General features: G+C 61.4%; 22 protein-coding genes. 6 read left to right on the top strand and 16 right to left on the bottom strand.

Translation table 11 applies throughout. The features are described from left to right. The first annotated feature begins 19 nt into the window (after positions 1-19). Both V8P77_RS03715 and mctP read left to right on the top strand, forming a co-directional pair. Positions 20-217, top strand: coding sequence for a DUF3311 domain-containing protein (locus tag V8P77_RS03715; RefSeq protein WP_003555492.1), 198 nt, complete (start codon positions 20-22; stop codon positions 215-217). Continuing rightward, the gene (gene mctP, locus V8P77_RS03720; RefSeq protein WP_335910779.1) at positions 207-1,682 is read left to right on the top strand and encodes a monocarboxylate uptake permease MctP; all 1,476 of its coding nucleotides are present in this window, start codon (positions 207-209) and stop codon (positions 1,680-1,682) included. The genes V8P77_RS03715 and mctP overlap by 11 nt, the downstream gene beginning before the upstream one ends. Before the next feature lie 143 nt (positions 1,683-1,825). Here the strand turns inward: mctP and V8P77_RS03725 are convergent, their stop codons facing one another. The 13 genes from V8P77_RS03725 to V8P77_RS03785 form a co-directional block, all read right to left on the bottom strand. After that, positions 1,826-3,787 (bottom strand): methyl-accepting chemotaxis protein, encoded by a 1,962-nt coding sequence (locus tag V8P77_RS03725; RefSeq protein ID WP_335910780.1) that lies wholly within the window; start codon positions 3,785-3,787, stop codon positions 1,826-1,828. A 501-nt stretch (positions 3,788-4,288) separates the two neighbouring features. Beyond that, positions 4,289-5,359 carry an LLM class flavin-dependent oxidoreductase gene (locus V8P77_RS03730; protein WP_335910781.1) on the bottom strand — a complete coding sequence of 357 codons (1,071 nt, stop codon included), beginning with the start codon at positions 5,357-5,359 and terminating at the stop codon, positions 4,289-4,291. A 63-nt stretch (positions 5,360-5,422) separates the two neighbouring features. Continuing rightward, the gene (locus V8P77_RS03735) at positions 5,423-6,796 is read right to left on the bottom strand and encodes an LLM class flavin-dependent oxidoreductase (RefSeq protein WP_335910782.1); all 1,374 of its coding nucleotides are present in this window, start codon (positions 6,794-6,796) and stop codon (positions 5,423-5,425) included. 37 nt (positions 6,797-6,833) lie between these two features. Next, positions 6,834-7,583, bottom strand: coding sequence for an ABC transporter ATP-binding protein (locus V8P77_RS03740; protein ID WP_335910783.1), 750 nt, complete (start codon positions 7,581-7,583; stop codon positions 6,834-6,836). Continuing rightward, complete coding sequence (locus tag V8P77_RS03745; RefSeq protein ID WP_335910784.1) at positions 7,559-8,470, bottom strand: ABC transporter permease; 912 nt, start codon at positions 8,468-8,470, stop codon at positions 7,559-7,561. The genes V8P77_RS03740 and V8P77_RS03745 overlap by 25 nt, the downstream gene beginning before the upstream one ends. A 34-nt stretch (positions 8,471-8,504) precedes the next feature. Further along, the gene (locus tag V8P77_RS03750) at positions 8,505-9,530 is read right to left on the bottom strand and encodes an ABC transporter substrate-binding protein (protein ID WP_029873592.1); all 1,026 of its coding nucleotides are present in this window, start codon (positions 9,528-9,530) and stop codon (positions 8,505-8,507) included. 313 nt (positions 9,531-9,843) lie between these two features. Then, positions 9,844-10,182 (bottom strand): hypothetical protein, encoded by a 339-nt coding sequence (locus tag V8P77_RS03755; RefSeq protein WP_335910786.1) that lies wholly within the window; start codon positions 10,180-10,182, stop codon positions 9,844-9,846. A 95-nt stretch (positions 10,183-10,277) separates the two neighbouring features. Then, positions 10,278-11,375: an ABC transporter substrate-binding protein gene (locus V8P77_RS03760; RefSeq protein ID WP_335910787.1), complete on the bottom strand. Its 1,098-nt coding sequence runs from the start codon at positions 11,373-11,375 to the stop codon at positions 10,278-10,280. A 51-nt stretch (positions 11,376-11,426) separates the two neighbouring features. After that, complete coding sequence (locus V8P77_RS03765) at positions 11,427-12,467, bottom strand: ABC transporter permease (protein WP_335910788.1); 1,041 nt, start codon at positions 12,465-12,467, stop codon at positions 11,427-11,429. Between the two features lie 18 nt (positions 12,468-12,485). Next, positions 12,486-13,982: a sugar ABC transporter ATP-binding protein gene (locus V8P77_RS03770; RefSeq protein ID WP_335910789.1), complete on the bottom strand. Its 1,497-nt coding sequence runs from the start codon at positions 13,980-13,982 to the stop codon at positions 12,486-12,488. 107 nt (positions 13,983-14,089) lie between these two features. Then, positions 14,090-14,983, bottom strand: coding sequence for an NAD(P)-dependent oxidoreductase (locus tag V8P77_RS03775; RefSeq protein WP_335910790.1), 894 nt, complete (start codon positions 14,981-14,983; stop codon positions 14,090-14,092). After that, positions 14,973-15,530: a gluconokinase gene (locus V8P77_RS03780; protein ID WP_168341280.1), complete on the bottom strand. Its 558-nt coding sequence runs from the start codon at positions 15,528-15,530 to the stop codon at positions 14,973-14,975. The genes V8P77_RS03775 and V8P77_RS03780 overlap by 11 nt, the downstream gene beginning before the upstream one ends. 13 nt (positions 15,531-15,543) lie before the next feature. After that, entirely contained in the window at positions 15,544-16,308 is a 765-nt protein-coding gene (locus tag V8P77_RS03785) for an SDR family oxidoreductase (protein ID WP_335910791.1), read from the bottom strand. A gap of 134 nt (positions 16,309-16,442) precedes the next feature. On the opposite strand from V8P77_RS03785, the gene V8P77_RS03790 reads away from it, so the two are divergent. Both V8P77_RS03790 and V8P77_RS03795 read left to right on the top strand, forming a co-directional pair. Continuing rightward, positions 16,443-17,384, top strand: a complete 942-nt coding sequence (locus V8P77_RS03790) for a 2-hydroxyacid dehydrogenase (RefSeq protein WP_335910792.1) — start codon at positions 16,443-16,445, stop codon at positions 17,382-17,384. A gap of 10 nt (positions 17,385-17,394) precedes the next feature. After that, positions 17,395-18,426 (top strand): L-idonate 5-dehydrogenase, encoded by a 1,032-nt coding sequence (locus V8P77_RS03795; protein WP_335910793.1) that lies wholly within the window; start codon positions 17,395-17,397, stop codon positions 18,424-18,426. A gap of 105 nt (positions 18,427-18,531) precedes the next feature. Here V8P77_RS03795 and V8P77_RS03800 read toward each other — a convergent pair whose 3' ends face one another. Then, positions 18,532-19,608, bottom strand: coding sequence for a LacI family DNA-binding transcriptional regulator (locus V8P77_RS03800; protein WP_335910794.1), 1,077 nt, complete (start codon positions 19,606-19,608; stop codon positions 18,532-18,534). 225 nt (positions 19,609-19,833) lie between these two features. Here V8P77_RS03800 and V8P77_RS03805 point away from each other — a divergent pair, with 225 nt between their 5' ends. After that, entirely contained in the window at positions 19,834-20,760 is a 927-nt protein-coding gene (locus V8P77_RS03805; protein WP_335910795.1) for an SMP-30/gluconolactonase/LRE family protein, read from the top strand. A 64-nt stretch (positions 20,761-20,824) separates the two neighbouring features. Here the strand turns inward: V8P77_RS03805 and V8P77_RS03810 are convergent, their stop codons facing one another. Together V8P77_RS03810 and V8P77_RS03815 are read right to left on the bottom strand one after the other, a co-directional pair. Then, positions 20,825-22,951, bottom strand: a complete 2,127-nt coding sequence (locus V8P77_RS03810; RefSeq protein WP_335910796.1) for a YfbK domain-containing protein — start codon at positions 22,949-22,951, stop codon at positions 20,825-20,827. Next, positions 22,948-23,472: an RNA polymerase sigma factor gene (locus V8P77_RS03815; protein ID WP_335910797.1), complete on the bottom strand. Its 525-nt coding sequence runs from the start codon at positions 23,470-23,472 to the stop codon at positions 22,948-22,950. The genes V8P77_RS03810 and V8P77_RS03815 overlap by 4 nt, the downstream gene beginning before the upstream one ends. 224 nt (positions 23,473-23,696) lie before the next feature. On the opposite strand from V8P77_RS03815, the gene V8P77_RS03820 reads away from it, so the two are divergent. Continuing rightward, positions 23,697-24,608 (top strand): alpha/beta hydrolase, encoded by a 912-nt coding sequence (locus V8P77_RS03820; protein WP_335910798.1) that lies wholly within the window; start codon positions 23,697-23,699, stop codon positions 24,606-24,608. Position 24,609 lies beyond the last annotated feature (1 nt).

A 24,609-nucleotide genomic window follows, 5' to 3' on the forward strand; every position in this document is an offset into this window, starting at 1 on the left:
GCCTGAAAGGTATCCCGACATGGAAAAACCACGTAGCAAGGCAGCGCTCTGGCTGCTTGTCATTCCCTATCTAGGTCTGCTCTGGCCGCCATTTTACAATGTCCGCGAGCCATCTCTTTTCGGCTTTCCCTTCTTCTATTGGTATCAGCTTCTCTGGGTGCCGATCACCGCAGCGCTGACCTGGATCGCCTATCGGAGCACTCGCCATGACGACTGACATCAACGGCACGGCGCTTGCCGTCTTCATCTTCTTTTTCGTTTTGGTCACGGTCATGGGCTTCGTCGCCAGCCGCTGGCGCAAGCCCGAGACACTGGCCCACATCGATGAATGGGGCCTCGGCGGACGCAACTTCGGCACCTGGATCACCTGGTTCCTCGTCGGCGGCGATTTCTATACCGCCTATACCGTGATCGCCGTCCCGGCGCTGGTCTATACCGTGGGAGCCTACGGCTTCTTCGCGCTGCCCTACACCATCGTCGTCTATCCCTTCGTCTTCATGGTCATGCCCGTGCTCTGGAAACGCGCCAAGGATTTCGGCTATGTCACGGCTGCCGACGTCGTCCACGGTCAATACGGATCGCGCAGTCTCGAACTCGCCGTGGCGGCAACAGGCGTCATCGCCACCATGCCCTATATTGCCCTCCAGCTCGTCGGCATGACGGCGGTGCTGAAGGCGCTCGGGCTGCATGGCGAACTGCCGCTGGCAATCGCCTTTATCGTGCTGGCGCTCTACACCTATTCCGCGGGCCTGCGCGCCCCGGCTCTGATCGCCTTCGTCAAGGACATCATGATCTATATCGTCGTGATCGCGGCCGTCGCACTGATCCCGTCGAAACTCGGAGGCTACGCGAATGTCTTCGCCTCGGCCGATGCGGCCTTCGAGGCCAAGGGGTCCGGCAACCTGCTGCTCGGCGGCAACCAGTATGTCGCCTATGCCACACTCGCTTTGGGTTCGGCGCTCGCGGCCTTCATGTATCCGCATACGCTGACCGGCATCTTTGCCTCCAACAGCGGCAAGACGATCCGCAAGAATGCGATCATGTTACCCGCCTATACGCTGCTGCTCGGCCTTCTGGCGCTGCTCGGCTATATGGGGCACGCCGCCAACCTGAAGCTCGACAGCGCCAATGACGTTGTTCCGACGCTGTTCAAGACGCTGTTTTCAGGCTGGTTCTCCGGCTTCGCCTTTGCGGCGATCGCCATCGGCGCGCTGGTGCCGGCGGCGGTGATGAGCATAGGCGCCGCCAACCTCTTCACCCGCAATTTCTGGAAAGCCTATGTCGATCCTGACGTCAGCGATGCGGGCGAAGCCAAGGTCGCAAAGATCACCTCGCTCGTGGTGAAGATCGGTGCGCTTCTCGTCATCATCTTCTTGCCGACGCAATTCGCCCTCGACCTGCAGCTGCTCGGCGGCGTCTGGATCCTGCAGACGCTTCCGGCCTTGGTCTTCGGCCTGTATACCAACTGGTTCCGTGCACCCGGTCTGCTTGCCGGCTGGTTCGTCGGCTTCGGCGGCGGCACTTTCCTCGTCTGGGACGCCGGTTGGAAACCTCTGCATCTGATCAATCTCGGCGGCGAACCCTTCACCGTCTATACCGGACTGCTGGCGCTTGCGGCCAACATCGCCGTTGCGGTCGTGGTCAACGCCCTGCTTCCGGCCAAGGCTGCGGTTCGGGTCTAATGTCGCCCAAAAGCGTGTAGCCGTATGGGACCACGACATACTCACCTTCTTTGATCCAAAATGCGAAGGGCAGCAAATGCTGCCCTTCGCAAGAATCATACGGCTTTGCTTTCCAGTGTCAGCTGGAAAGAGATCAGAGCGACTTAAAACTCTTCCCAGTCGCCGGCCAATGCCGCATTCCCGTTCGTCTGGAACGACTTGCCCACCTTGGCAATCATCTGACGCGCAGGCGAGGGCGCCGGTTGAGCATGGGGCGCCGCGGCAGCGGGCTGCGATGCGCGCTTCGGTGCCACCACTCCGCCAATGTTGAATTGGCCGAGAAGCTGGAACAGCGCGTCCGCTTCCTTGGCGAGGTTGTGGGCGGCCGCTGTGGCTTCTTCCACCATGGCGGCGTTCTGCTGCGTCCCCTGATCCATCCTGTTGACAGCGGTATTGATCTCCTTCAGCCCCGTCGCCTGCTCTTTCGAAGCGCCGACGATGGCCCCCACATTGCCATCGACCTGCTGCACCTGCTCGGCAATCTCCTTCAGCGCCTTTCCGGTCTCGCCAACCAGGGCCACACCGCTTTTGACGTGGCCGTTCGAAGCGTTGATGAGTTCCTTGATTTCTTTTGCCGCCTTGGCGGAGCGTTGCGCCAGTTCGCGCACTTCCTGAGCGACGACAGCGAAGCCCTTGCCTGCGTCACCGGCACGGGCGGCTTCGACGCCGGCATTGAGCGCCAGCAGATTGGTCTGGAACGCGATTTCATCGATGACGCCGATGATGCTGCCGATTTCGGTGGCGGAGGATTCGATCTTGCCCATGGCATCGACCGCATCCCGAACGACGCTGCCCGAGCGCTCCGCGCTATCCTTCGTCTTGCGAACGAGCTGGCCGGCTTCCTGAGCCTTGTTGCTCGAGTCGGCAACGGTGGTCGTAATCTCTTCCAGGGCAGCGGCGGTTTCCTCGACCGAGGCTGCCTGCTGTTCGGTCCGCTTGGCGAGATCGTCCGAAGCGGAGCGGATCTCCTGTGCGCCGGCGGCGATGGCGCTGGCGTTCTGAGCGACCTTCTGCATGGCAGCACGGAGCTTTTCGACAGCAGAATTGAAGTCGGCTCTCAGTTTTTCCAGAGACGGAATGAACGGAGTGCCGATCTGCTGGGTAAGGTCGCCGTCCGCCAGCGCCTGCAGCGCATCGCCAAGCTGGCCGACAGCCTTGTCCGTCTGCTCGGCAAGGGTGCGGCGTTCATCGGCATCCTGCTCAAGCCGATGCCGCTCCGACACGGCTCGCTTCGCCTCGGCGTCGGCCTCCCGTTCAGCCTTTGCCGAAATTGCGTCGCGCAGCCCGGCCACCGCCCGTGCGAGCTTGCCGATCTCATCGCCGCGCGCTTCGAGGCGGCGATCGCCATCAAGATTACCGTCGGCCATGGCTTTCAGCGAAAGCTGAAGTCTCGCCAGCGGGCCGACGATCGTGCGTGCAGTCACGGCGGCGGCAACGAGCGAAAGAACAGCCGCAATGCCAAGCGCGGTCAGGGCGAATGGCTTGAAGCCGCTTGCCATGCTGCGAACCTCGCCGCCAATCGATTTGTTCAGCGCTTCCTGATAGTCGATGAATTTGTTGATGGCGCCGAGCCAGGCAACGAAGGCCGGCCGAGCCTGTTCGAGCAGAACCTTGCGGGCGGCCTCGCCGTCGCCCTTCTCCTGCAGCGCAATGATCTGGGCGACCAGAGGATTGGTCTTCGCCTGGATGTCTGCAATCTCGCTGAGAATGGTCTTTTCCTGTTCCGTCGCACCGGCCGGAGATGCAACCATATCCGCCATGCGCTTTTCATTCTCGGCGTAGGAGGCCGCCAGCTTCTCGATCAATGCCTCGGCCGTCTTCCGTTCATCGGGAGACGTCACCAGAGTGACGTCGCGGATGGCAATCGCCCGATCGTGCACGCTGCCGCGGTAGTTGATGGCAAACCGCTGCTTCACGCTGTTGACGTCGTTGATGGCTCCAAGTTTATCGTTGATCTGCGCAACTTCTTCCGTCGAATAGATGGTCAAGCCGACCATCAGCAAGAGGAGAACGCCGAAGCCAAGCGCTAAGCGCGCCACAACCCCGAAACTCATGATATTCTTCATATGCCTCTCCCCCGTGGTGAGCTCTGTTGGAAGGATGTCTCGGCAGCAAGGATTGCTTGTCATATCTCGTTCGAATGCAAAGCCTCGGTGTGTCTCCGAGTGCATCCGACGGGCACCCCTGTGCCCGGAATCGCGCTAGAGATACGGGACATCCGTCAAAGCAATAAAAGCCGATTTCATGCGAAATTCGGGTGCCTGGCCCGCCATCATGGCGGAGGTGACGGTCCTCAAGAACGTCGCCCCGATATCTAAAAAATTAGAGTAATATATTTTAGAGAGTGTAAACGAGCCGACGGAGCATGGCTTTAGCGCTCTATTTGGATAGCTTTTGCGCTTTTCGGATGGACAATTCGACGAGCGCTCTCCCGATGGTTGCGAAATCACCAACCTCCCCCGCATAGCAAGGTTTTGCGGCTTGCCCACGAACTGCGCGACGCTCTGAACGGTCTCGGCAATCGGCATGAATTGCAGCTGCGGCACCGGAGCGCCGCTGCTCCGGCTTCAGCCGCGCAGCAGCGGAAGAAGCTGATCGCCCTGCCGCTTGATTTCGGAGAGATAAGGTGTGTCGGACAGCACGAAGTGGGTGATGCCGAGATCCTGATATTTGCGCAGCGAGCGGGCGACGTCTTCCGCCGACCCGACCAGCCAGGTGGTGCCGGCTCCGCCGCCGCCGAACTTGCCCGGCGCGGTATAGAGGTTGTCGTCGAGGACGTCGCCGCGCTCATGCAGATCGAGCAACCGCTGCTGGCCGACGGCGAGCGCCCGCTGGTGATCATGCCAGCCGGTACCTTTGTTTCTGGCCATCTCGGCGACCTTCGCCTCGGCGTCGGTCCAGGCCCGTTCCGTGGTGTCGCGGACCAGCGTCGTGATCCGCAGGCCGAACTCCAGCGGCGGGAGGTCGCGGTCCAGTTCCCGGCTCAACGCCTTGAGCCGCGCGATCCGTTCGCGGACACCCTCGAGCGGCTCGCCCCAGAAGAGCTGGACATCGGCCTCGGTCGCGGCCACCCGCTCGGCCGCCTCCGAGGCGCCGCCAAAATAGAATTTGGGGTGCCGACGGTCGCCGCGGACCTGGATGCGCGGCACCACGGTGGATTCAGCAACCCGGAAGTTCTCGCCCGCGGACGTGACGTTTTCTTCGGTCCATAATCTTCGGACCAGCCGCATGAACTCCTTGGTCCTGGCATAGCGGTGTGCCTGATCGCCCTCGCTGTCGCCGTAGGCGGGCAGGTTGTCCTTACCCGATACGATGTTGATCCGCACGCGGCCGTCCGTCAGATGGTCCAGCGTGGCCGCCGCGGAAGCGAAGTTCGCCGGGCGCCAATAGCCCGGACGGATCGCAATGAGCGGCTCGAAGGTGGTGGTCCGGGCAGCGAGCGAGGCCGCGACGGTAAACGTGTCGGGGCGGCCCCAACCGGTGCCGATGAGCGCGCCCTTCCAGCCATGCGCCTCCAGCGCCCTTGCGTGGCTGGTCAGCGTATCCAGACTGTTATGGTTCTCGACGGCGGAATCGCCGCGATGGCCGGCTTTGACGTCGTTCGGAATATAGCAGAGAAATTCGGAATTCTTGCTCATGCGATGCTGCGGTTCCCTATGTGATTGGAACAAAACCAGGGGGAGGGAAGCCACCTCAAGAGATCATACGGCCGCCTGCACCTGCTGCTGTCCCGCCTGAACCACAAAGCCATTCGGCGGGCGTTGGAGGCCAAGGTTCTCCCGTAGCGTCGTCCCCTCGTATTCGTTCCGGAACAGGCCGCGCTTGCGCAGGATCGGGACGACCTGATCGACGAAATCGGTCAAGGCGGTGGGCAGGATCGGCGGCATGATGTTGAAGGCGTCGGCAGCACCGTTCTCGAACCAGCTCTGCATCGCATCGGCGATCTGCTCGGGTGTTCCGACCACCGTCCGGTGGCCGCGGGCGGTGGCCACCGCCAGATAGAACTGGCGCAGCGTCAGATTGTTGCGCGATACCAGGTCGGAAACCAGCTTGAGGCGGCTCTTGTTGAGTTCGGTATTGTCAGGCAGGGGAGGGGCGGGATCATCCAGCGAGTAGCCGGAAAGGTCGATGTCCTTGTAATGGCGGGCAAGGATATTCCAGGCGATCGAGGGATGAACCAGCGATTGGATATGGTCGTAATTCGCCTGGGCTTCCGCTTCCGTCCCGCCGAGAACCGGGAATATGCCGGGACTGATCAGCAGTTCGTCCGGCCAGCGTCCGTAGCGGGCGAGCCGCCCTTTGACGTCGGAATAGAATTCCTGCGCATCCTCGAAAGTCTGGTTGGCGGTAAAGATCATCTCGGCCGTGCGGGCAGCAAGTTCGCGCCCCGGTTCCGATGCACCGGCCTGCACGATGACAGGATAGCCCTGAACCGGACGGCCGACGTTGAGCGGACCGGCCACCGAGAAGAACTTGCCCTTGTGATCGACGAGATGCACCTTGTCGGGATCGAGATAGACCCCGCTCTCCTTGTCACGGATGAAGGCGTCGTCCTCGTAAGAATCCCACAATCCTTTCACCAGGTCGACGAATTCCTCGGCCCGTTCATAACGATCTGCATGGGCGGGATGGCCTGCGATTGAAAAATTCTTCGAAACATCCGCGCCCGTCGTGACGACGTTCCATGCCGCACGGCCCTTGGAGATATAGTCGAGCGACGCGAACCTGCGGGCGAGAAGGTAGGGGTCCTCATAGGTCGTCGATGCCGTGGCGACGAAGCCGATATGTTTGGTCACCTGGGAGAGGGCGGCCCAGAGGGTCAGCGGCTCGAAATGCGCGCCCTGGGCGGTACGGCGAAGCGCTTCCGGGTCCTTGGCGCGGTCCCATCCAGCCGGACTGTCGGCGACGAAGACGAGATCGAATTTGCCACGTTCGGCGGTCTGCGCGAGCTCGCGGTAGTGATCGATATTGAGGCCGGCATCGGCCTGCGCCTCCGGATGGCGCCAGGCGGCGATATGATGGCCGGTCGCCATGATGAATGCGCCAAGCCGCATTTGTCGTTTCGATGTGCTCATTGGCTTATCTCCAGATCAAATTCAACTGTTGCTGACGTCAGGCGGCCTTGCGGCCCGGAAGCTCGACTCCGAGCCGGCTGAGAAGATGGATCCGGAATTGCGCAAAGCGCGGATCGCCGTGATCGCGCGGCGCCGGCAGATCGATCTTGAGATCCTCGATGAGGCGGCCCTCGTCGAGGACCAGTATGCGGTCGGCCAGCGAAATCGCCTCGTCGACATCGTGGGTGACGAGCAGCACGGCAGGACGGTGTCTTGCGCACAACTCCCGCAGCAGATCGTGCATTTTCAGCCGGGTCAGCGCATCAAGCGCGCCGAACGGCTCATCGGCGAGAAGCAAGGCCGGTTCGCGCACCAGCGAACGGGCAAGCGCGACCCTCTGCTGCTCGCCACCCGAAAGCTGGTTCGGCCACGCCGTTTCCCGGCCTGCAAGTCCTACCTCCGCCAAAGCCTTCCATCCGGCTTCCTGGCCGGAGGCGCCGGTCAAGCCGAGCGTGACGTTCTGGATGACAGTGCGCCACGGCAGCAGGCGGGCGTCCTGGAAAACCACCGAAAGGCTCTCCGGTGTCTCGAGGGTGCCGGTTCCCTCGACACCGTGATCGAGACCGGCAAGAGCCCTGAGGAGCGTGCTTTTGCCGGAGCCGCTGCGGCCGAGCAGGGCGACGAACTCGCCTTCCTCGATATCGAGATCGACGCCGTCGAGGATCGTCTTCGTCGCAAACCGCCGTGCGAGGTCTCGCACGTGGACGGCCTTCGTTGCGGGCTTCAGTTTGCCAGGGTGCGGCGCCATGAGAGGGCCCTCCGTTCAAGCAGGCGGACGAGACCGTCCGAGACGAGACCGAGCAGCACATAGACCACCAGGCCGACGAGAATGACGTCGGTCTGCCCATAATTTCGGGCAAGATCGATCATGTAACCGAGCCCGCTGGTGGCATTGATCTGCTCGACCACGACGAGAGAAACCCAGCAGAGGGTGACGGCAAACCGCAGACCCAGAAGGAAACCCGGCAAAGCACCCGGCAGCACCACCTGAAGGATGAAGTCCTTCTGGCTCATGCGCAGCGTCTCGGCCAGTTCGACATAGCGGCTGTCGATGCTGCGGAGCGCATTGTGGGTGTGGATGTAAATCGGCACGATCACGGCCAGCGCGATGGTCGTAACCTTCATGCTCTCGCCGATGCCGAACCACAGGATCAGCAAGGGGATCAGGGCCAGCGTCGGTATCGCGCGCTTGATCTGCACCGGCCCGTCGATCAGGGCTTCGCCGATCCGGGAAAGACCGGCGATCACCGCCAGGATCGTGCCGGTCAGCAATCCGATACCAAGGCCGAGCAGGGCGCGCGTCGCCGACGTCACGAAATTGTCCTGCAGGCGACCCTGCTCTATGAGCCTTACGAAAGCCTCGACCACCGTCCACGGCGCCGACAGGATCCGCGGGTCGATCCAGCCGAGCGCCGAGCCGACGACCCAGGTCAAGACGAGCAATACCGGCCCGATCTGCAACCCGAAAGGGATCGCGGGTCCGGGACCCAGCCTGCGCCGGGCGCGGGGGCCGGCCAAGCCAGCAGCAAAGCTAGCCGGGCCAACCGGCCTTGTCGCGCGTGAACCTGCATGCGCAATTCTACCGCCGGACGACCGCGACAGTTTCGCCTCATCTGCATCCCAAGTGGTTGCCATGCTTCAAATCTCCTCTCCGAAGGGGTGTCGAGCGTTACTGGCTCTTGGCCAAAGCCGCGGCGCCGAGCTTCTCGAAGCGATTGTCGAAAATCTGCTCCACATTGAGCGGCTTGTAGCCGAGCTCGTCTGCCAGCAGGTCGATGGTTTCCTGGTGGCGCTTCTTCACTTCGCTCCAATCGCTGGGAACGACCTGTTCGCCGGTCAGTTTGACGAGATATTCCCCGTCCTCCTGGCTCAACCCCTGCTGACCGACGTAATATTCCTTGATCCAGAGGTCCGGGTTCCGGTTCACCCATTCAGTGGCGCGTGCCCACAGGCCGACATATTCGGCGAGAGCTGCCGCCTTGGCGGGATCGTCCAGAACCCATTGCGGCGCGTAAAGATGGCTCGGATCGTCGCGCAGGCCATGTTCCACGAGGGTCGCGCCATCAGGCCCGTATTGGGTGATATAGCGCCTGATGTAGACGCCGCCGAGCGGCGCGATGTCGACCTGCTTGCTCGCCAATGCCTTCGGGTAGACGTCACTGGTGCTCGGCAGCTCCACCAGAGTGACGTCGCCGCTCTTCAACCCTGCGGCATGGAGGGCACGCAGAACGAGCGTGCCCTGTGCCTGACCCGGGCTGAAGGCGATGCGCTTGCCGCGGAAGTCCGCGAGCGTCTTGACGGCCGCGCCTGGCGCGATGCCGAAGCGGTAGATGGGATTGGCGATCGGGTCACGGCGTTCGCGATAGGCGATGTTGCGGACGGGCAGATTGTTCCAGTTGGCGAAGATGGAGGGTATCTCGGCCACCGATCCGACGTCGAGTGCATGGGCGCGGAAAGCTTCCGACGTCTGCGGCCCGCCGCTGATATTGGCCCATTTGACCTCGAAACTGAGCTCCTTGCCGAGGCCGGACACCTCAAGAGCTTTCTGGGTGACCGGATCGCCGATCGTCAGCACCGTGCCCGGCGGCACCTTGGGAAGGAGCGGAGCCTCTGCCTGAGCTGCAGCCGGACCGTGAATGGCGCTGAGACCAAGCAGACTGAACAACGCGATTTTGAATGTCTTTGCCAATGTCATCGTCGATCTTCCCGTTTCGGATTGTTGTTTGCAGGAGCGATGCACGGTAAGATGGAACATAATCTACTAAATCGATAGACTATTTAGTTTAATGAAAGTGGCACTGAGGGAAAATTGTCCTCAAAAGTCGGGCAAACGAAACCATCGCATCCGTCGCGTCCGAGGATGCTCGGCGCACCAGACGTGAAAAAGCGCCTGGGACGCTCGTCCGCGGCGCTTTCCGGGTCTTTGTTCAAACCCTTACTTTTGTTTAAGCCGGGCAGCGGACCGGAGCAGTCGCCCAAGCCGTCACGGACGTCGGAATCACCTGATCTCAGGCAATATGCGGTGCATATTCGTTGGCCGCGAATACGTGATGATGCACCTTGCCGGTAAAGAGCTGCAGAAGTTCGCCGGTGACCTCGCGGCTCTGCGACCGCACGTCGGAGAGAAGTGCCGCGTTTACCGCGTCCATATCGGGATAACGAATGGCAAGCGCCATGGCATAAACAGGGGCGCCTTCATCGCGCTCCATCCCGTCCAGCACCCGGATTTCCTCGGCGCCCGGAAATTTCGTCCAGAGAGGGACGAGCCGTTGCCGCACGAATTGGCGGAATTCCGCTTCTCTACCGGGATGGATTTCGCCTTCAAACAAAGCATAACGAATGATCATAGGTTCTCTTTTCCAAAACTCGCCGGAGCTGGATCGATGTTGGTATGCTGTCAGGAGGTCAGGGCATATCGGTCGATACGCCCTGACTGAGAGGGTTATTTGCCCCAGATTTTCTTGTATTGATCGCGATAGCCGTTGTCGGGATCGAAGCTGTTCTTCGGCCCACCGTCAAACTCGACGTTCTGGCTGGTCACCACGTGGAGCGGCGACACATAGCCCGACCAAGGAGCGCCCGCAAAGGCGCGGTTCAATTCGTCGACGAGCTGCCAGCCCTGAAGGTTGAGCGGCTCGGCGACCGTGACGGCCTGGAACTGCTTGGCGCGAATGCGCTGATAGGCGCTCTCCGAACCGTCGCCGGCTGCGACGTTCACCGGTTTTCCATCACCTGCAATGCCGGCCGAAGCAAGCGAAGGTCCCATGAAGTCGTAGTAGAGGTCGTTGATCGCCAGCGAATGCGTCCACTTCGCGCCATGCTTCTGCAGAAGTGATGTGGTCAGCTGCGGCATGCGCTGAGAGGTTTCGGCGATCGGCGTGTCGACATATTCGAGCACCGTACCGCCGAGATCCTCGATCTCCTTCTTCATGCGATCGGCCTTGGCGATCGCGATCGCATAGGTGGAGTCGGTGAAGATGATGACGCCCGGCTTACCGGCGGCATCGGCAAAGGCCCAATCCGCCGCGGACTTCGACACTTCCATCGCATCGGTGGTCACGTTTGCGAAGACGCCGACTTCGGGAACCGGACCGACCGCCGAGGCAGCGTGCCAGGAAACCATCGGAATGCCGGCAGCCTTGGCCGCTTCCATCGCCGGCTTCTGCTCGACCGCGTCAAAGCCGTTGATGATGATGCCATCCGGCTTCAGCGCCATGGCCTGGCCGAACGCCGCGGTGCGGCCGCCGATCGAACCGGCGCCGTCAAGTGCCTTCACCGTCCAGCCGAGCGCGCCTGCCGCTTCCTGAACACCATTGACCACGCCGAGGATGCCGCCGTTTTTCATATCACCGGCAAGAATGACGATGTTCTTTCCGGCAGCGCCCTTGGGGCCGCTCGTCGGGCCATCCCAGGCGCTCACCTTGGAAGCATACTTTTCGACTATGGCCTTGGCGTCGGCCATCGAATCGGCCAATGCCGGCATGCTGAGCATAACGGCGACGGTTGCGACCGTTGCCTGCAATAACGTCCTGCGCTTCATGTTCACTCCTCCATTTTGTTTGTTGTGAAATGCCGGGATGAGCCGGCATCCTCATTTGGATGCGGGTGTGATCCTCCTCACAGCTCCGCGCTTGCGCTGGGCGTAGCCTGCTATGCCGATGGCAATCAGCAGCGTCACGCCGTTGAACAGCGGTTCGACGAAGAACGACCCGCCGAATTGCTGAATTCCTGATATTCCGACCGCCAGGATGATGACGCCGATCAAGGTGCCCCAGACGTTCACCCGTCCGGGCTTGATCGTCGTCGATCCGAGGAATGCGCCGACAAGCGCCGGCAGGAGATATTCGAGGCCGACGCTCGCCTGGCCGATGCGCAGTTTCGAGGCGAGAAGGACCCCGGTCAGAGCCGCAAGCAGCCCCGAGGTGACGAATGCGCCGATCACGAATTTGCGGACGGGAATACCATTGAGTGCGGCCGCCTTCGGATTGGCGCCGATGGCGTAGAGGTAACGGCCGATCGGCAGGTATTCGAGCACGATCCACATGCAGATGGCGATCAGGAGCACGTAGAAGCCGGTGATCGGCAGGCCGAACAGCATGGTGCCGTTCAGCGCATAGAAACCATCAGGCAGGACGCCGACCACCTGCCGGCCGCCGGTGTGCCAAAGCGCAAGCGCGTATAGGACCGTTCCGGTGCCGAGCGTCGCGATGAAGCTGTCGATTTTCGCAACCTCGACCAGCAGGCCGTTGATGAAGCCGGTGAAGATGCCGAGCGCGAGCACGATGACGACTGCGACCGGCCAGGGCAGGCCGTAGGCCGTCTGCAGGCTGATGGCGAGAATGTGCCAGAGCACGATGCCATAACCGACGGTCAGATCGATGCGACCCGATGCCATCGGGATCATCGCAGCCAGCGACAGAAGCGCAATGATGGCCTTGTCGGACACGATCGAGCGGACGTTCAACACGGTCGGGAACGTATTGGGCAGAAGGATCGAGAAGATCACGATCAGGCCGACGGTCAGGATCACCAGCCCATAAACCGGGATCAGACGTCCGATCTTCTGTCCTGTGGACAGGCCGGCCATTTCGCTCTTGGTCGGCTCCAGCGCCGTGGATTCAATGGATTGCATGGCTGTTCTCCCGATGGCTCAAGCGGCTTCCGATGCGGATGCGGCCGTGATGACCGCCTCCGTCGTCAGAGCGCTTCCAGTCAGTTCGCTGACGATTTTCCCGCGCGAGAAGACCAGCGCGCGGTGGCAGATATGGGCGATTTCCTCGAAGTCCGTCGACACCACGACAACCGCGAGACCGGCCTCGAGCGCCTGGGTGATCAGACGGTAGATCTCCGCACGCGCCCCGATATCGACGCCGGCGGTCGGATCTTCTGCGACCAGCAGCTTGCGGCCGGTCGCCAGCCAGCGGCCGACGACCACTTTCTGCTGGTTGCCACCCGACAGGGCCTCCACCGGCAGATCCGGGTCGTTTGGCCGCAGGCCGACGGAATGGCCGATCTTATGGGCAAGATCGGCTTCGCCGCGCGGCGACAGGAAGGACAAAAGTCCACGTCCGACGGCTCCCGGATTGAGGTAGGTATTTTCCCGAATGGAAAGTGAGAGCGCCACGGATTCCTCCGTCCGGTCACGGGCGATCAAGCCGATGCCCGAGGCCATGGCCCGCCGCGGGCTGGAAAGGTCGGGGGCCTCGTCATGCAGCAGAACCGAGCCGTTGAAGGGCTCGCAACCGAACAGGGCGCGACCAATCCGCTCCTGACCGGCGCCGCGCAATCCAGCCAGTCCCAGAAGCTCGCCCTCGCGGATATCGAAGGATATCGGGCCTGTGCCGGCGCAAACGAGATCGCGAACCTTGACGATCGCCTTGCCGGGCGTGATCGCGGTCTTGGAAAAGAGGCTGTCACCGCTGCGGCCGATGATCATCGTTACCAGCTCGTCGGGGCTGGTCTCGCTGACGGGCTTCTGCCCCACCATGCATCCGTCGCGCAGAACGGCCACCCGATCGGCAATCCGGAAAATCTCGTCCAGCCTGTGGGAGACGTAAATCATCCCGACGCCGCGATCCTTTAAGGGGCGGATCGCGTTGAACAGCCGATCGACTTCATCGGCGGGCAGGCTCGCCGTCGGCTCGTCGAGCACCAGCACGTCGGCTTCGACGGCAAGCGCACGGGCAATGGCGACAAGCGACTTTTCAGTGCGCGACAGCGCCGAGACCCGAGTGGTGGGGTCAAAATCACAACCGACCAGTTTCAAGGCTTCTTTGGCGCGTGCCTGTGTCCTGTTCCAATCGATCAGGCCGCGACGCATCGAGAAGCCCTGCGACAGGCCCATGTTCTCGCCGACCGTCATCCACTCGATCAAACCCAGATCCTGGTGGATGAAGGCAACCGGCTGCCGCTCGTTCGGCTTCGGGGGGCGATGGTGGTAGCTCTGGCCGCGAAACAGGATGTCGCCGCTATCGGGCTTGTAGATGCCCGCAAGCGTCTTGATGAGCGTCGATTTGCCGGCGCCGTTTTCTCCCAGCAGCGCGAGGATTTCTCCTTCGCGCAGGTCGATCGAGACGTCGCGTAGCGCCTGCGTGCCGCCGAAGCTCTTGGTGATCGACTGGAATTCCAGCAGTCTCTTGGCTTCCACTGTGGCTCCTCCCAAAGCTGCGGTTTTCATGGATGTATGTTATCGATAACATTTATGGATGGTCAAGCGGAAAGATGACGATCTCGAATTTCTCGGAGAGATTGACGTCAATCGGCCTGAAACCCATCGAGAAGGCGCATCATCTCGGCCGAGTCTTTTGGCCCAAGCCCGGCAGCGCAGAGCAGGCGGTGAATCTCGACCACCGAGCCAGTCATCGGCAATGGCGTCTTCGTCTTCAGCGCAAAGGCTTGAAGCGAATCCAGGTCCTTCAACATGTTGTCGATTCTGCCTGTCGGCGAGAAATCCCGAGCGGCGAATTTCTCCATGAATTCCTGCAATATGCGGCTGTCCGCCCTGCCGCCGGCAAGGGCGGCCGGAATGGCGGCCGGATCGACGCCGCCAGCTTCAGCGAGCTTGACCGCCTCCGCGACGGCCTGAAACAGCACGGCGCAAAACAATTGATTGATCAGCTTCGTCGTCTGCCCGGCGCCGGATACACCCATCAGCGTGTAATTGGCGGCAAGATGCCGCATCACCACGCGTGCCCGTTCGAAATCCTCAGCACTGCCTCCGGCCATAATCGTCAGGCGTCCGCTCAGCGCACCTGGCACGCCGCCGGAAAGCGGGCAATCCACCCATGCCATGCCGGTTTCCCGACGCAGCCGCGTCGCCATGTCGGCCGTGTCGGCCGGGTCGATCGAGGACATATCGATCAGCACCTTGTCGGCATTCGCCGCCGCCGCAACGCCCTTTTCGCCGAAGACGACAGCGCGGACGATGTTTGCGTGATTGAGGCTGAGCACGCAAAACGCCGACCATGAGACCGCTTCCTCCACGGAGCCGGCCGCGCGCGCGCCCTTAGCCTGCAAAGCCGCAACTTTTTCGGTATCCAGGTCGAAGACCGATACCTTATGCCCGGTTTCGATCAATCGGGTGACGATCGCCGTTCCCATGATCCCGGCACCGATGACGGCAACATCTGCTCTGTAGTCATCCTGCATGATAATCTCCTCCCTTGACGGCCATGCCGCTCAGTCCCTTGCAAGCCAGTGCCACGATATCATCCAACGCATTATCGATCGCCACCGTCACGACATTAGCTTCACCGATCGGCGGCTCCAGCGCCTGCAACTGGCTGTCGAGCAAAGTCGCGGGCATGAAATGGCCCTGACGGGCCTGCATCCGCGACAGCAACAGGTCGCGGGATCCTTCTAGGAAAACAAAGGCGAGATGCCCGTCCGCCGCTTGACTCAACCTGTCCCGATAGCTTCTCTTCAGCGCCGAACAGGAAATCACCAGCCCTTGCGATACTTTTTGCGCGGTCCTTATTTCCTCGCCGATCCGGTCGAGCCACGGCAGGCGGTCGTCGTCGGTCAACGGTATGCCCTGCGCCATCTTCTCGACGTTTTGAGCCGGGTGGAGCTGGTCGCCCTCCAGAAACGGCACGCCGTTTCGAGCGGCGAGATGCTCTCCAACCGAAGATTTACCGCAACCACTGACGCCCATGACGACGACGGGCAGAGGTGGCGCCTTTTTCTCGAAATCCATGGTCTCGTCTCTATCAGAGGCAGGTCGTGATGCCGCCGTCGACATAAAGCGTGTGCCCGTTGATGAAGGACGAGCCCCGGCCCGACAGGAAAACGGCGGCGCCGACCAGTTCCTCGACATTGCCCCAGCGTCCGGCCGGCGTTCGCTTCTCGAGCCAGGACGAGAACTCGGGATTGTCGACAAGCGCCTGATTGAGCGGCGTCTTGAAATAGCCCGGCGCAATCGCATTGATCTGCAGGCCGTACTTGGCCCAGTCGGCGCACATGCCGCGGGTCAGATTGCGCACCGCGCCCTTGGTCGCCGTATAGGGAGCAATGCCGGGGCGCGCCAGTTCGCTTTGCACGGAGGCGATGTTGATGATCTTGCCCTGCCCCCGGGCGATCATGGCTTTGGCCGCCGCCTGGCCGACATAAAATACGCTCGAAATATTGGTGGTCAGCAGCAGCTCCCATTTGTCCGCCGGGAAATCTTCCAGCGGCGTGCGAAACTGCATGCCGGCATTGTTGATCAGGATGTCGAGCGGCCCGATATCGGCTTCGATTGCGTCGATACCCGCTTTGGCAGCGTCCTTGCTGGTCACGTCGAAGATCGCCGCATGGGCAGACAGGCCTTGATCCTTGAGGCTGTCGACCGCACGGTTGACGCTTTCGGGCGTGCGGCCGTTGATGATCACCTCGGCGCCATGCTGCGCCAGGCCTTCGGCCAGGGCATAGCCGATCCCCTGGCTCGAGCCGGTGATCAGGGCACGCCGTCCGGTAAGATCAAACAAGTTCTTCATGCAAATCACTCCTCCGGTCTCGCCGCGGCCGACAGCTTCAACTGCCGCTCACGGTGAAACTCACTTGACATCCCTTTTCGAATTATATGTTATCGATAACATAATCAACTGTCAAAATGCGGGACGGAAACGGCATGCCTGAGGTAGAGATCTTGATGACCGGAGCTTATCCGGAATGGGACATGGTGGATCTGGAGGCGACCTACCGCATCCATCGCCTGTGGGAAGCGGCAGACCGGCAGGAGCTGATCTCCAGGGTCGGCAAGGATATCCGCGCCATAGCGACTCGCGGCGAACTCGGAGCGTCTGCAGAGCTGATGGCGCAATTGCCGAATCTGGAAATCGTCTCCTGTTATGGCGTCGGCACCGACGCCATCGACCTATCCTATGCACGCGCCAACAGCATTCGCGTGACGAATACCCCTGACGTGCTCACCGAGGATGTCGCCGATATCGCCATCGGACTGCTGCTTGCCACTGCAAGGCAGATCCCGCAGGCCGATGTTTTCGTCCGTTCCGGGCAATGGGGCAGTGTCGCCATGCCGCTGGTGACGCGCGTTTCGGGCAAGAAGGTGGGGATCGCCGGCATGGGGCGGATCGGCAAGGCAATCGGCAGAAGGGCCGCCGCATTCGGCTGCGACATCTCCTATTTCGCCCGCCACAATCACAAGGATGTTGCTTACGCCTACGAGCCCGATCTGGTCGCGCTTGCGGGTTGGGCCGATTTTCTGATCGTCATCGTCCCCGGCGGGGAGGCGACCATGAAGATCATCAACGCTGAAGTGCTTGAAGCACTCGGGCCAAACGGCATCTTGATCAATGTCTCGCGCGGAACGACCGTAGACGAAGAGGCGCTGATCGCAGCCCTTCAAAACCGCACTATTCAGGCTGCGGGCCTTGATGTCTTCCTGAACGAACCCCGGATCGATGCACGTTTCCTGACCCTCCAAAACGTCGTGTTGCAGCCCCATCACGGCTCTGGCACTGTCGAGACCCGCAAGGCCATGGGCCAACTGGTCAGAGACAATCTCGCTGCACATTTTGCAGGTAGCCCGCTTCCAACTCCCGTCTTGTGAGGGTCCCGATATGAAAGCCATCGTCATTCATGCCGCCAAGGATCTCAGGATCGAAGAGCGCGAGCCGGAGATTGCAGGCGCCGGGCAGGTGGAGATTGCCATCGAAGCCGGCGGCATCTGCGGTTCAGACCTGCATTATTACAATCATGGCGGTTTCGGCACCGTTCGCCTGCGCGAACCGATGATCCTCGGCCATGAGATCGCCGGCACGGTCAAGGCGCTGGGCTCCGGAGTCGCCGACCTTGCCGTCGGAGACCGCGTTGCGGTTTCCCCGAGCCGGCCGTGCAACCATTGCCAATATTGCCTGAAAGGACAGCAAAACCACTGCCTCAACATGCGGTTTTACGGCAGCGCCATGCCAATGCCGCATATTCAGGGCGGTTTTCGCCAGCGGCTGGTGGCGGAGCGCTGGCAGTGCCACAAGGTCACGGATGGCATTTCAATCCATGAGGCCGCCTTCGCCGAACCCTTTGCCGTGACGCTGCATGCGGCAAACCGCGCCGGATCGCTGCTCGGCAAACGGGTGCTGGTCACCGGTTGCGGCCCCATTGGGATGTTGGCGATCGTTGCGGCGCGCGTCCTCGGCGCCCGTGAGATCGTCGCGACCGACGTGACGGACAGCGTTCTGGCCATCGCCCGCACCAGCGGCGCCGATCGAACGATCAACGTTGCGACGAATGCTGCCGACCTCGCGGCCTACAGTGCCGAAAAGGGATATTTCGATGTCATGTTCGAAGCGTCGGGAAATGAGCGGGCGGTGCGCGCCGGCTTGGAGACGCTTAAGCCCCGCGCTGTTCTCGTGCAGCTCGGCCTTGGCGGCGATGTTTCCATTCCGCAGAACATGATCGTTGCGAAGGAAATCGAGATGCGTGGCACATTCCGTTTTCACGAGGAATTTGCGCTCGCCGTCGAGCTGATCAACGCGCGTCGCGTCGATTTGAAGCCGCTGCTGACGGGTGTGTTTGGGATCGAAGAGGCCGTCGCCGCCTTCGAGCTGGCGGGCGATCGCAGCAAGTCCATGAAAGTCCAGATCGCCTTTTGACCGACCGTATAATTCCTAAATCGGAATCGATTTGAGGATAAAATTATCCAGCTATTCAAAACGTTACAGCGCCGCGCATCCGAAAAGACGCGCGGCGCTTTAGTCTCAAACGGTCGGCGCGCCGTTCCGGTCCGTGCTTTCGCGCAAGACAACTTTGTAGCCCGTCAATGTGATCTCATCGCCGGTCGCCTCGCCGGTATGGAGGGTATCCAGCAGGCGGGCGGCGGCCTGGCGACCGATGCCGTAACAGTCCACATTGATGGTGGTGATGCGCGGATGACAGATGGATGAGATCTCGTAATCGCCGAAACCGGCAATGGCGATATCTTTTGGAACCTTCATTCCCCGGCGCGTGCATTCCATGATGGCGCCGAAGGCGGAAAGATCGGAGACGCAGAGAACCACTTCGGTGTCCGGCCAGCGCTCCAGCAGGCTGACGATCGCCTGGCCGCCCTGTTCCATGGTGATGGGCGGCACGCCGAAGGAAATCATCCGTCCCGGTCCGAGGCCCAGTTCTTCGACTGTTCTCTGGAAACCGCTTCGCCGCTGGCTGCCGCGCGTATCGCGCGCCGTCGTTCCGCCGATATAGCCGAACTTCCGATATCCCTGACTGGCAAGCGTCCGCACCAGCAGGGCCATCGCCTCGCTGTTGGAAAAGCCGACGACCTGATTGATCGGATTTTCCGGAAGCTCCCAGGTCTCGACAACGGGAATGCCGGCTTTTACGAGCATGCGCCGCGCGCGCGCCGTGTGCGTGCCACCGGTCAGGATGATGCCTTCCGGGCGGCGGCGCAGCATCGCCTCGATCAGCTCTTCTTCTTTCTCCGCCGAATAGTCCGTATAGCCGAGAAGGAGCTGAAGGCCGGTATTCTGCAGCGCATCGGTCATGCCCCGCGCAGTGTCGGAAAAATTCGAATTGTTGATCGAGGGCACGAGGGCGGCGATGAAGCCGCTCCGCCTTGACGAAAGACTGCCGGCAGACAGATCGAGCACATAACCGAGCGCGTCGACGGCCTCCATGATGCGCTTCCGGGTCTCCTCGGAAACGCTCGCATCCTGGCGAAAGGCACGCGAAACGGTCATGGCAGATACGCCGACATATTTGGCGACCTCCGCCATCGTCAGCTTTTGAGCTTCTCCCGGCTTGAGACGCTTGTCTTTCGGCTCATCCTCGTTTTTCACTGGTCTCCGCTTTCAAACAAGCTTCCGAGTTGGGTAGTCTAAGACAGGATAAAGTTATCGCTATCATCGCACAATCGATATTATTGCAGGAATTCACCATTCCACCGTCCAAAAACCCAGATTCCTCGGGAATTTTCGCAAAGGTCGGCAGATCGCTATCTGTACGAAGCCATCAGAACACGGCAAGATGATATCGATAACAATTTAAGGAAATGGAGGAGCATCATGTTCGGGCAAATTGACGGTACGGGGTTTGACGTTCTCGACCCGCGTTTCGAAAGCTGCTTCGTCGGTCACGCCCGCGTCGAGCGGCTTTGGACGGGCGGGAGCTGGCTGGAGGGACCGGCTTGGTTTGCGGCCGGGCGTTATCTGGTTTTTTCGGATATCCCCAACAACCGGATGATGCGCTACGACGACACCAGCGGGCATACATCGGTATTCCGCTCGCCCAGCAACAACTCGAATGGCAACACCGTCGACAACCAGGGCCGGCTGATCACCTGCGAGCATCTGACGCGCCGTGTCACGCGCACGGATTTCGACGGCAGGATCACCGTTCTGGCCGATCGAATTGCAGGCAAACGGCTCAATTCGCCAAACGACGTCACCGTCAAGTCCGACGGGACCATCTGGTTCACCGACCCGAGCTACGGCATCCTCCACGACTACGAGGGCGACTATGGCGAGGCGGAAATCGGAGGATGCCACGTCTACCGGCATGATCCGGCAACAGGCACGACCGATCAGGTGACTTCCGATTTCGTCAAGCCGAACGGACTGGCCTTTTCCCCGGATGAGACGCTGCTCTACATTGCCGACACCGGGGCAACGCATCTGCCCGGCGGTCCGCGTCACATCAGAAAGCTCACGGTCTCGAATGAGGGAAGGCTGAGCGATCTCGGCGTTTTCGCAGAATGTACTGCAGGTCTGTTCGATGGTTTTGGCGTCGATCGGAAAGGCCGGATATGGACGAGCGCCGGCGATGGTGTGCACGCCTATGATCCGGATGGAACGTTGATCGGCAAGATCCATATTCCTGAGGGCGTCTCCAACGTCACTTTCGGCGGAGAGAAATTAAACCGTCTCTTCATCACCGCGAGCACGTCTCTCTACGCTGTTTATCTCACCGCCAACGGGTCGAGACCGGGATGATCACCAAACAAGAGGCCGCCCTTTTGGGACGGCCTCTTGTTTGGTCAGTTTTGTACCTCTTGTCTCATCGTTGACTGAGGCCGTCCGCCAGCCTGATGAGGCCGAGAAAATCCGACCTGTAGCCGAAGGCGTCCGTGCCTCGCGATGCCGCGGCGAGATCGGCGATCGCCTTGTAGGAATAGGTGTCGACGGCCGCGACATGGCTGAGTTTCTGGCCAAAGGTAGCGACGGCCACCGAGAAGCGGACATCCTGCGGCGCGGCATCGACGGTGGCGACCACGTTGCCATCGTTGACAGGCGTGGTGATGAGGGCGCTCTTGTCCTCGCCCGGCCGCTTGTAGCGCATCTTGACGAAGGCAAGCTCGCGTTGATGGGCGCTGTCAGCGGCCTCGGCCGGCGCCTTATCGGCTGCGCCATACCGCAGATCGTCATTCATCACCGCCGGGCTTCCCTTGGGCGTAATCTCGTAAATCGCCGTGACGCTGTGGCCGGAGCCGATATCGCCGGCATCGACGCGGTCATTGTTGAAATCCTCGCGGTTCAGCGCCCGCGTCTCGTAGCCGATCAACCGGTACTCGGCGATCCGTTCCGGGTTGAACTCGACCTGGAACTTGACGTCGCTGGCGATCGGAAACAGCGTCGATCCGGCTTCTTCGACCAGCGTCTTTTGCGCCTCGGCCAAGCTATCGATATAGGCGGCGCTGCCATTGCCGTTCTGGGCGAGCGTCTGCATCAGGGAATCGTTGAGATTGCCCCGTCCGAAGCCGAGAACGGTGAGGAAAATGCCGTCCTTGCGCCTCTCTTCGATGATGCGCTTCAAATCCTCGTCGCTCGACGGGCCGACATTGAAATCGCCATCCGTTGCCAGCATCACCCGGTTGACGCCGTCCTTGACGAAGGCCTGCTTGGCGAGGTCGTAAGCCGCCTCGATGCCTTCGGCGCCACCGGTCGAGCCGCCGGGCGCCAGTCTGTCGATTGCCGACAGGATCTTCGATTTCTCCGCCACGCGTGTCGGCGTCAGCACCGTGCCGGCATTACCGGCATAGGTGACGATCGAGACGGTGTCGTCGGGTTTCAGCCTGTTGACCAGCAGCCGGAAGGCGCTTTTCAGCAGCGGCAGCTTGTCCGGCTCGTCCATCGAGCCCGACACGTCGATCAGGAAGACCAGATTGGCATGCGGCGTGGTCGCCGGCGCGATGTCATAACCCTTGATCGCCACATGCATCAATTCCGTGTCGTGGTTCCACGGCGTCGGCATGACAGTCACGGTCGCCTTGAAAGGCTGGTCGGCATTGTCAGGACCCGGCCAGTCATAGGGGAAATAATTGATCATCTCCTCGACGCGAACCGATTGCGGATCTGGCATCGCCCCGCCGGTCAACGAGCGGCGGACGAAGGTATAGGAAGCGCTGTCGACATCGGCGGAGAAGGTCGAGACCGGATCCGTCGCCACACTCTTGATCGGATTTACAGCGGCATTGGCAAACCGCTCGCGATTGGGATCGAGCTGAATCTGCACACGCCCCTCCGCAGGTGGCACCGGCGAAGGGGCGATGGCAGCCATCGGTTCGGCAAACTGCCGCTGGGGGACGATGCCGGGAGCGGCCGGTGCAGCGCGTTTGGCCACCCCGAGTGCCGCGGCAGAACCCTCCGGCTTGTTCGTGAGGGCGGCGACGTCGTTGGCATCGGATTCGGATGTCTGCGACGAATTGGGTTTCCCAAGTGCCGGCGCCTCCTTGTCCTGCGGGGCTTGCGCGTCAGCGACAGATTGCTCAGCCAGGCTGTTGTTCCCGGCCGGTGCTTGCTGCGCGACCGTGACCGGCTGACCGGCGGTCGCAGTCGGTTGTTTCGACGCCTCACTTTTCGAAAGATTGCCGGCGATCTCGGTCTGGTCGACGATCGGCGATCCGTTGCGGGTCAGCTCGATCGCGAGATAACCGGCGGCGGGAATGACCAGCAGCGTCGCAAGGGCTGAACCGGCGAGGAATTTCTTGTTCATGCCAGGGCTCCATATCCAGTTGATGATGGAGCTTTGACGCCAGCCTTTCGCATTTCCTTGGGTGGCCGGCGCATTATTTTCTGCGGTGTCGAAGGCCTGCATCGCGGCAGTAAGCGCACGCGCACGCGCCTCCGGCGTCGCGGCCGGCGGCGTCAGGCGGGAGAGCTTTTCAAGTTCCTTGTCCACGGTCATACCTCTTCCTTGCCGAGCACGGCCTTCAGCCTCTTGCGCGCCTCATGAACCTGCCAGGACACTGTCGCCTCCGAGCAACCCATGACATCGGCGGCCGCCGAATGGCTGAGACCTTCGCCGTAAACGAGCAGCACGGCGTCGCATTGCCTTTCCGGCAAGGCGCGCACGGCTGCCCATAATTCGCTCGATAGCTCGTCGTCATTTCCATCAGGCGCATCCTGCTGCGGTTCGACGGCGTAGGCGCGGAATGTCTGCTCCTCTCGTGCAAGCTTGCGTCTATGGTCGCGGGCAGCGTTGAGCGTAAGAGTATAGAGCCATGTCCTGAAGCGGCTGGCGCCGCGAAAGCTGCGGATCGCCGCGCCGAGCTTGACGCAGACCTCCTGGGCGATGTCGTCGGCGTCGGTGGAACTGCCCGACCAACGCCATGCTGTCGCACGGACGAATTCATAATGGCGCGACACCAGTTGCCCGAAGGCCTCCCGGTCACCGCCCTGCGCTCGTTCGATGAGCTCCGCGTCCAATTCCGCACCTACCCCATGCTACCAAGCAAGATGCTATTTCGACATTGAGACGTTTCTCGGATGGCTTTCCTTGGGTCGATGGCGAAAAAATTATCGGAAATTTTGAGTGGCGCGACATTCATGGGTCGCGGGCAGACAGATCGTCCCCATCACAAAGGCGCATGATAAGGACAGAGTCGGCCGGGGACGTGATCTGCATCGCCCCAAATCGCGAAAGGACCTCCATGTCCGCTCAACCGCCTGTCCCCACCGAAAAGGGCATTCTGCAGTTTCTCGCGATTTGCGATGCCTTCTATCCGCCCGACGCCGTTGAAGCGTCGATCGAGCAGCAGCGAGACTGGTACAACGCCCTTTGCGCCCGCTTTGACCGCCCGCTGCCCCCGGAGATGATCTTTGCGGACGGCATGCTCCAGCGCATACCGATCCGGCGCTATCGTCCACGGAAAATCAGCACGCGCACCATTCTGCTCTATCTTCATGGCGGCGGCTTCGTTGTCGGTTCGCTCGAGAGCCATCATGCCATCTGCGCCGAGATTGCCGATTTTGCCGGTGCGGAACTCGTTTCGGTCGATTACCGGCTGGCCCCGGAATATCGCTGGCCGGCACAGACGGATGACGGCTTTATCGTATTGAAGCATCTGCTTTCCGCCAACAGCAAGGTCGTGCTGGTCGGCGACAGCGCCGGCGGCAATCTGGCGGCGGGCCTTGCATTGCGCGCGCGCGACGAGGCTCTGTCCGGTGTCGTCGGCCAAGTCCTGATCTACCCGACGCTCAGCGGCAACCTCGATGCAGGCTCCTATGCCGAAATGGCCGCGGCACCGGGACTGACGACGGCGGATGTCGCCTATTATCGCGATATGCTGCAGGCGCCGGCAGGCAACGAGATCGCCGAGCCGCTGCAGGCATCCTCGCTTGCCGGGCTGCCGCCGGCCTTCATAACGGTCGCGCATTTCGATCCGCTCCGAGACGACGGTCGGCACTATGCCGCCCGGCTCGCTGCGGAGGGCGTCGAAGTCTGGTTCCGGGAGGAACCGCAGATGGTGCATGCCTGGCTGCGCGCCCGCCACATGAGCGACGGCGCACGCGACGGCTTCCGCGCCGTCTGCGAGGCCATAAGACGTTTTGCAGTGGCGTGAC

Source organism: Rhizobium aouanii, from assembly GCF_037002925.1.
In the GTDB taxonomy this organism is placed as follows: domain Bacteria; phylum Pseudomonadota; class Alphaproteobacteria; order Rhizobiales; family Rhizobiaceae; genus Rhizobium; species Rhizobium aouanii.

Coding starts and splice junctions, on each gene's coding strand:
- V8P77_RS03715 (WP_003555492.1), top strand. CDS start 20: ATGGAAAAACCACGTAGCAAGGCAGCGCTCTGGCTGCTTGTCATTCCC.
- mctP (WP_335910779.1), top strand. CDS start 207: ATGACGACTGACATCAACGGCACGGCGCTTGCCGTCTTCATCTTCTTT.
- V8P77_RS03725 (WP_335910780.1), bottom strand. CDS start 3,787: ATGAAGAATATCATGAGTTTCGGGGTTGTGGCGCGCTTAGCGCTTGGC.
- V8P77_RS03730 (WP_335910781.1), bottom strand. CDS start 5,359: ATGAGCAAGAATTCCGAATTTCTCTGCTATATTCCGAACGACGTCAAA.
- V8P77_RS03735 (WP_335910782.1), bottom strand. CDS start 6,796: ATGAGCACATCGAAACGACAAATGCGGCTTGGCGCATTCATCATGGCG.
- V8P77_RS03740 (WP_335910783.1), bottom strand. CDS start 7,583: ATGGCGCCGCACCCTGGCAAACTGAAGCCCGCAACGAAGGCCGTCCAC.
- V8P77_RS03745 (WP_335910784.1), bottom strand. CDS start 8,470: ATGGCAACCACTTGGGATGCAGATGAGGCGAAACTGTCGCGGTCGTCC.
- V8P77_RS03750 (WP_029873592.1), bottom strand. CDS start 9,530: ATGACATTGGCAAAGACATTCAAAATCGCGTTGTTCAGTCTGCTTGGT.
- V8P77_RS03755 (WP_335910786.1), bottom strand. CDS start 10,182: ATGATCATTCGTTATGCTTTGTTTGAAGGCGAAATCCATCCCGGTAGA.
- V8P77_RS03760 (WP_335910787.1), bottom strand. CDS start 11,375: ATGAAGCGCAGGACGTTATTGCAGGCAACGGTCGCAACCGTCGCCGTT.
- V8P77_RS03765 (WP_335910788.1), bottom strand. CDS start 12,467: ATGCAATCCATTGAATCCACGGCGCTGGAGCCGACCAAGAGCGAAATG.
- V8P77_RS03775 (WP_335910790.1), bottom strand. CDS start 14,983: ATGCAGGATGACTACAGAGCAGATGTTGCCGTCATCGGTGCCGGGATC.
- V8P77_RS03780 (WP_168341280.1), bottom strand. CDS start 15,530: ATGGATTTCGAGAAAAAGGCGCCACCTCTGCCCGTCGTCGTCATGGGC.
- V8P77_RS03785 (WP_335910791.1), bottom strand. CDS start 16,308: ATGAAGAACTTGTTTGATCTTACCGGACGGCGTGCCCTGATCACCGGC.
- V8P77_RS03790 (WP_335910792.1), top strand. CDS start 16,443: ATGCCTGAGGTAGAGATCTTGATGACCGGAGCTTATCCGGAATGGGAC.
- V8P77_RS03795 (WP_335910793.1), top strand. CDS start 17,395: ATGAAAGCCATCGTCATTCATGCCGCCAAGGATCTCAGGATCGAAGAG.
- V8P77_RS03805 (WP_335910795.1), top strand. CDS start 19,834: ATGTTCGGGCAAATTGACGGTACGGGGTTTGACGTTCTCGACCCGCGT.
- V8P77_RS03810 (WP_335910796.1), bottom strand. CDS start 22,951: ATGACCGTGGACAAGGAACTTGAAAAGCTCTCCCGCCTGACGCCGCCG.
- V8P77_RS03820 (WP_335910798.1), top strand. CDS start 23,697: ATGTCCGCTCAACCGCCTGTCCCCACCGAAAAGGGCATTCTGCAGTTT.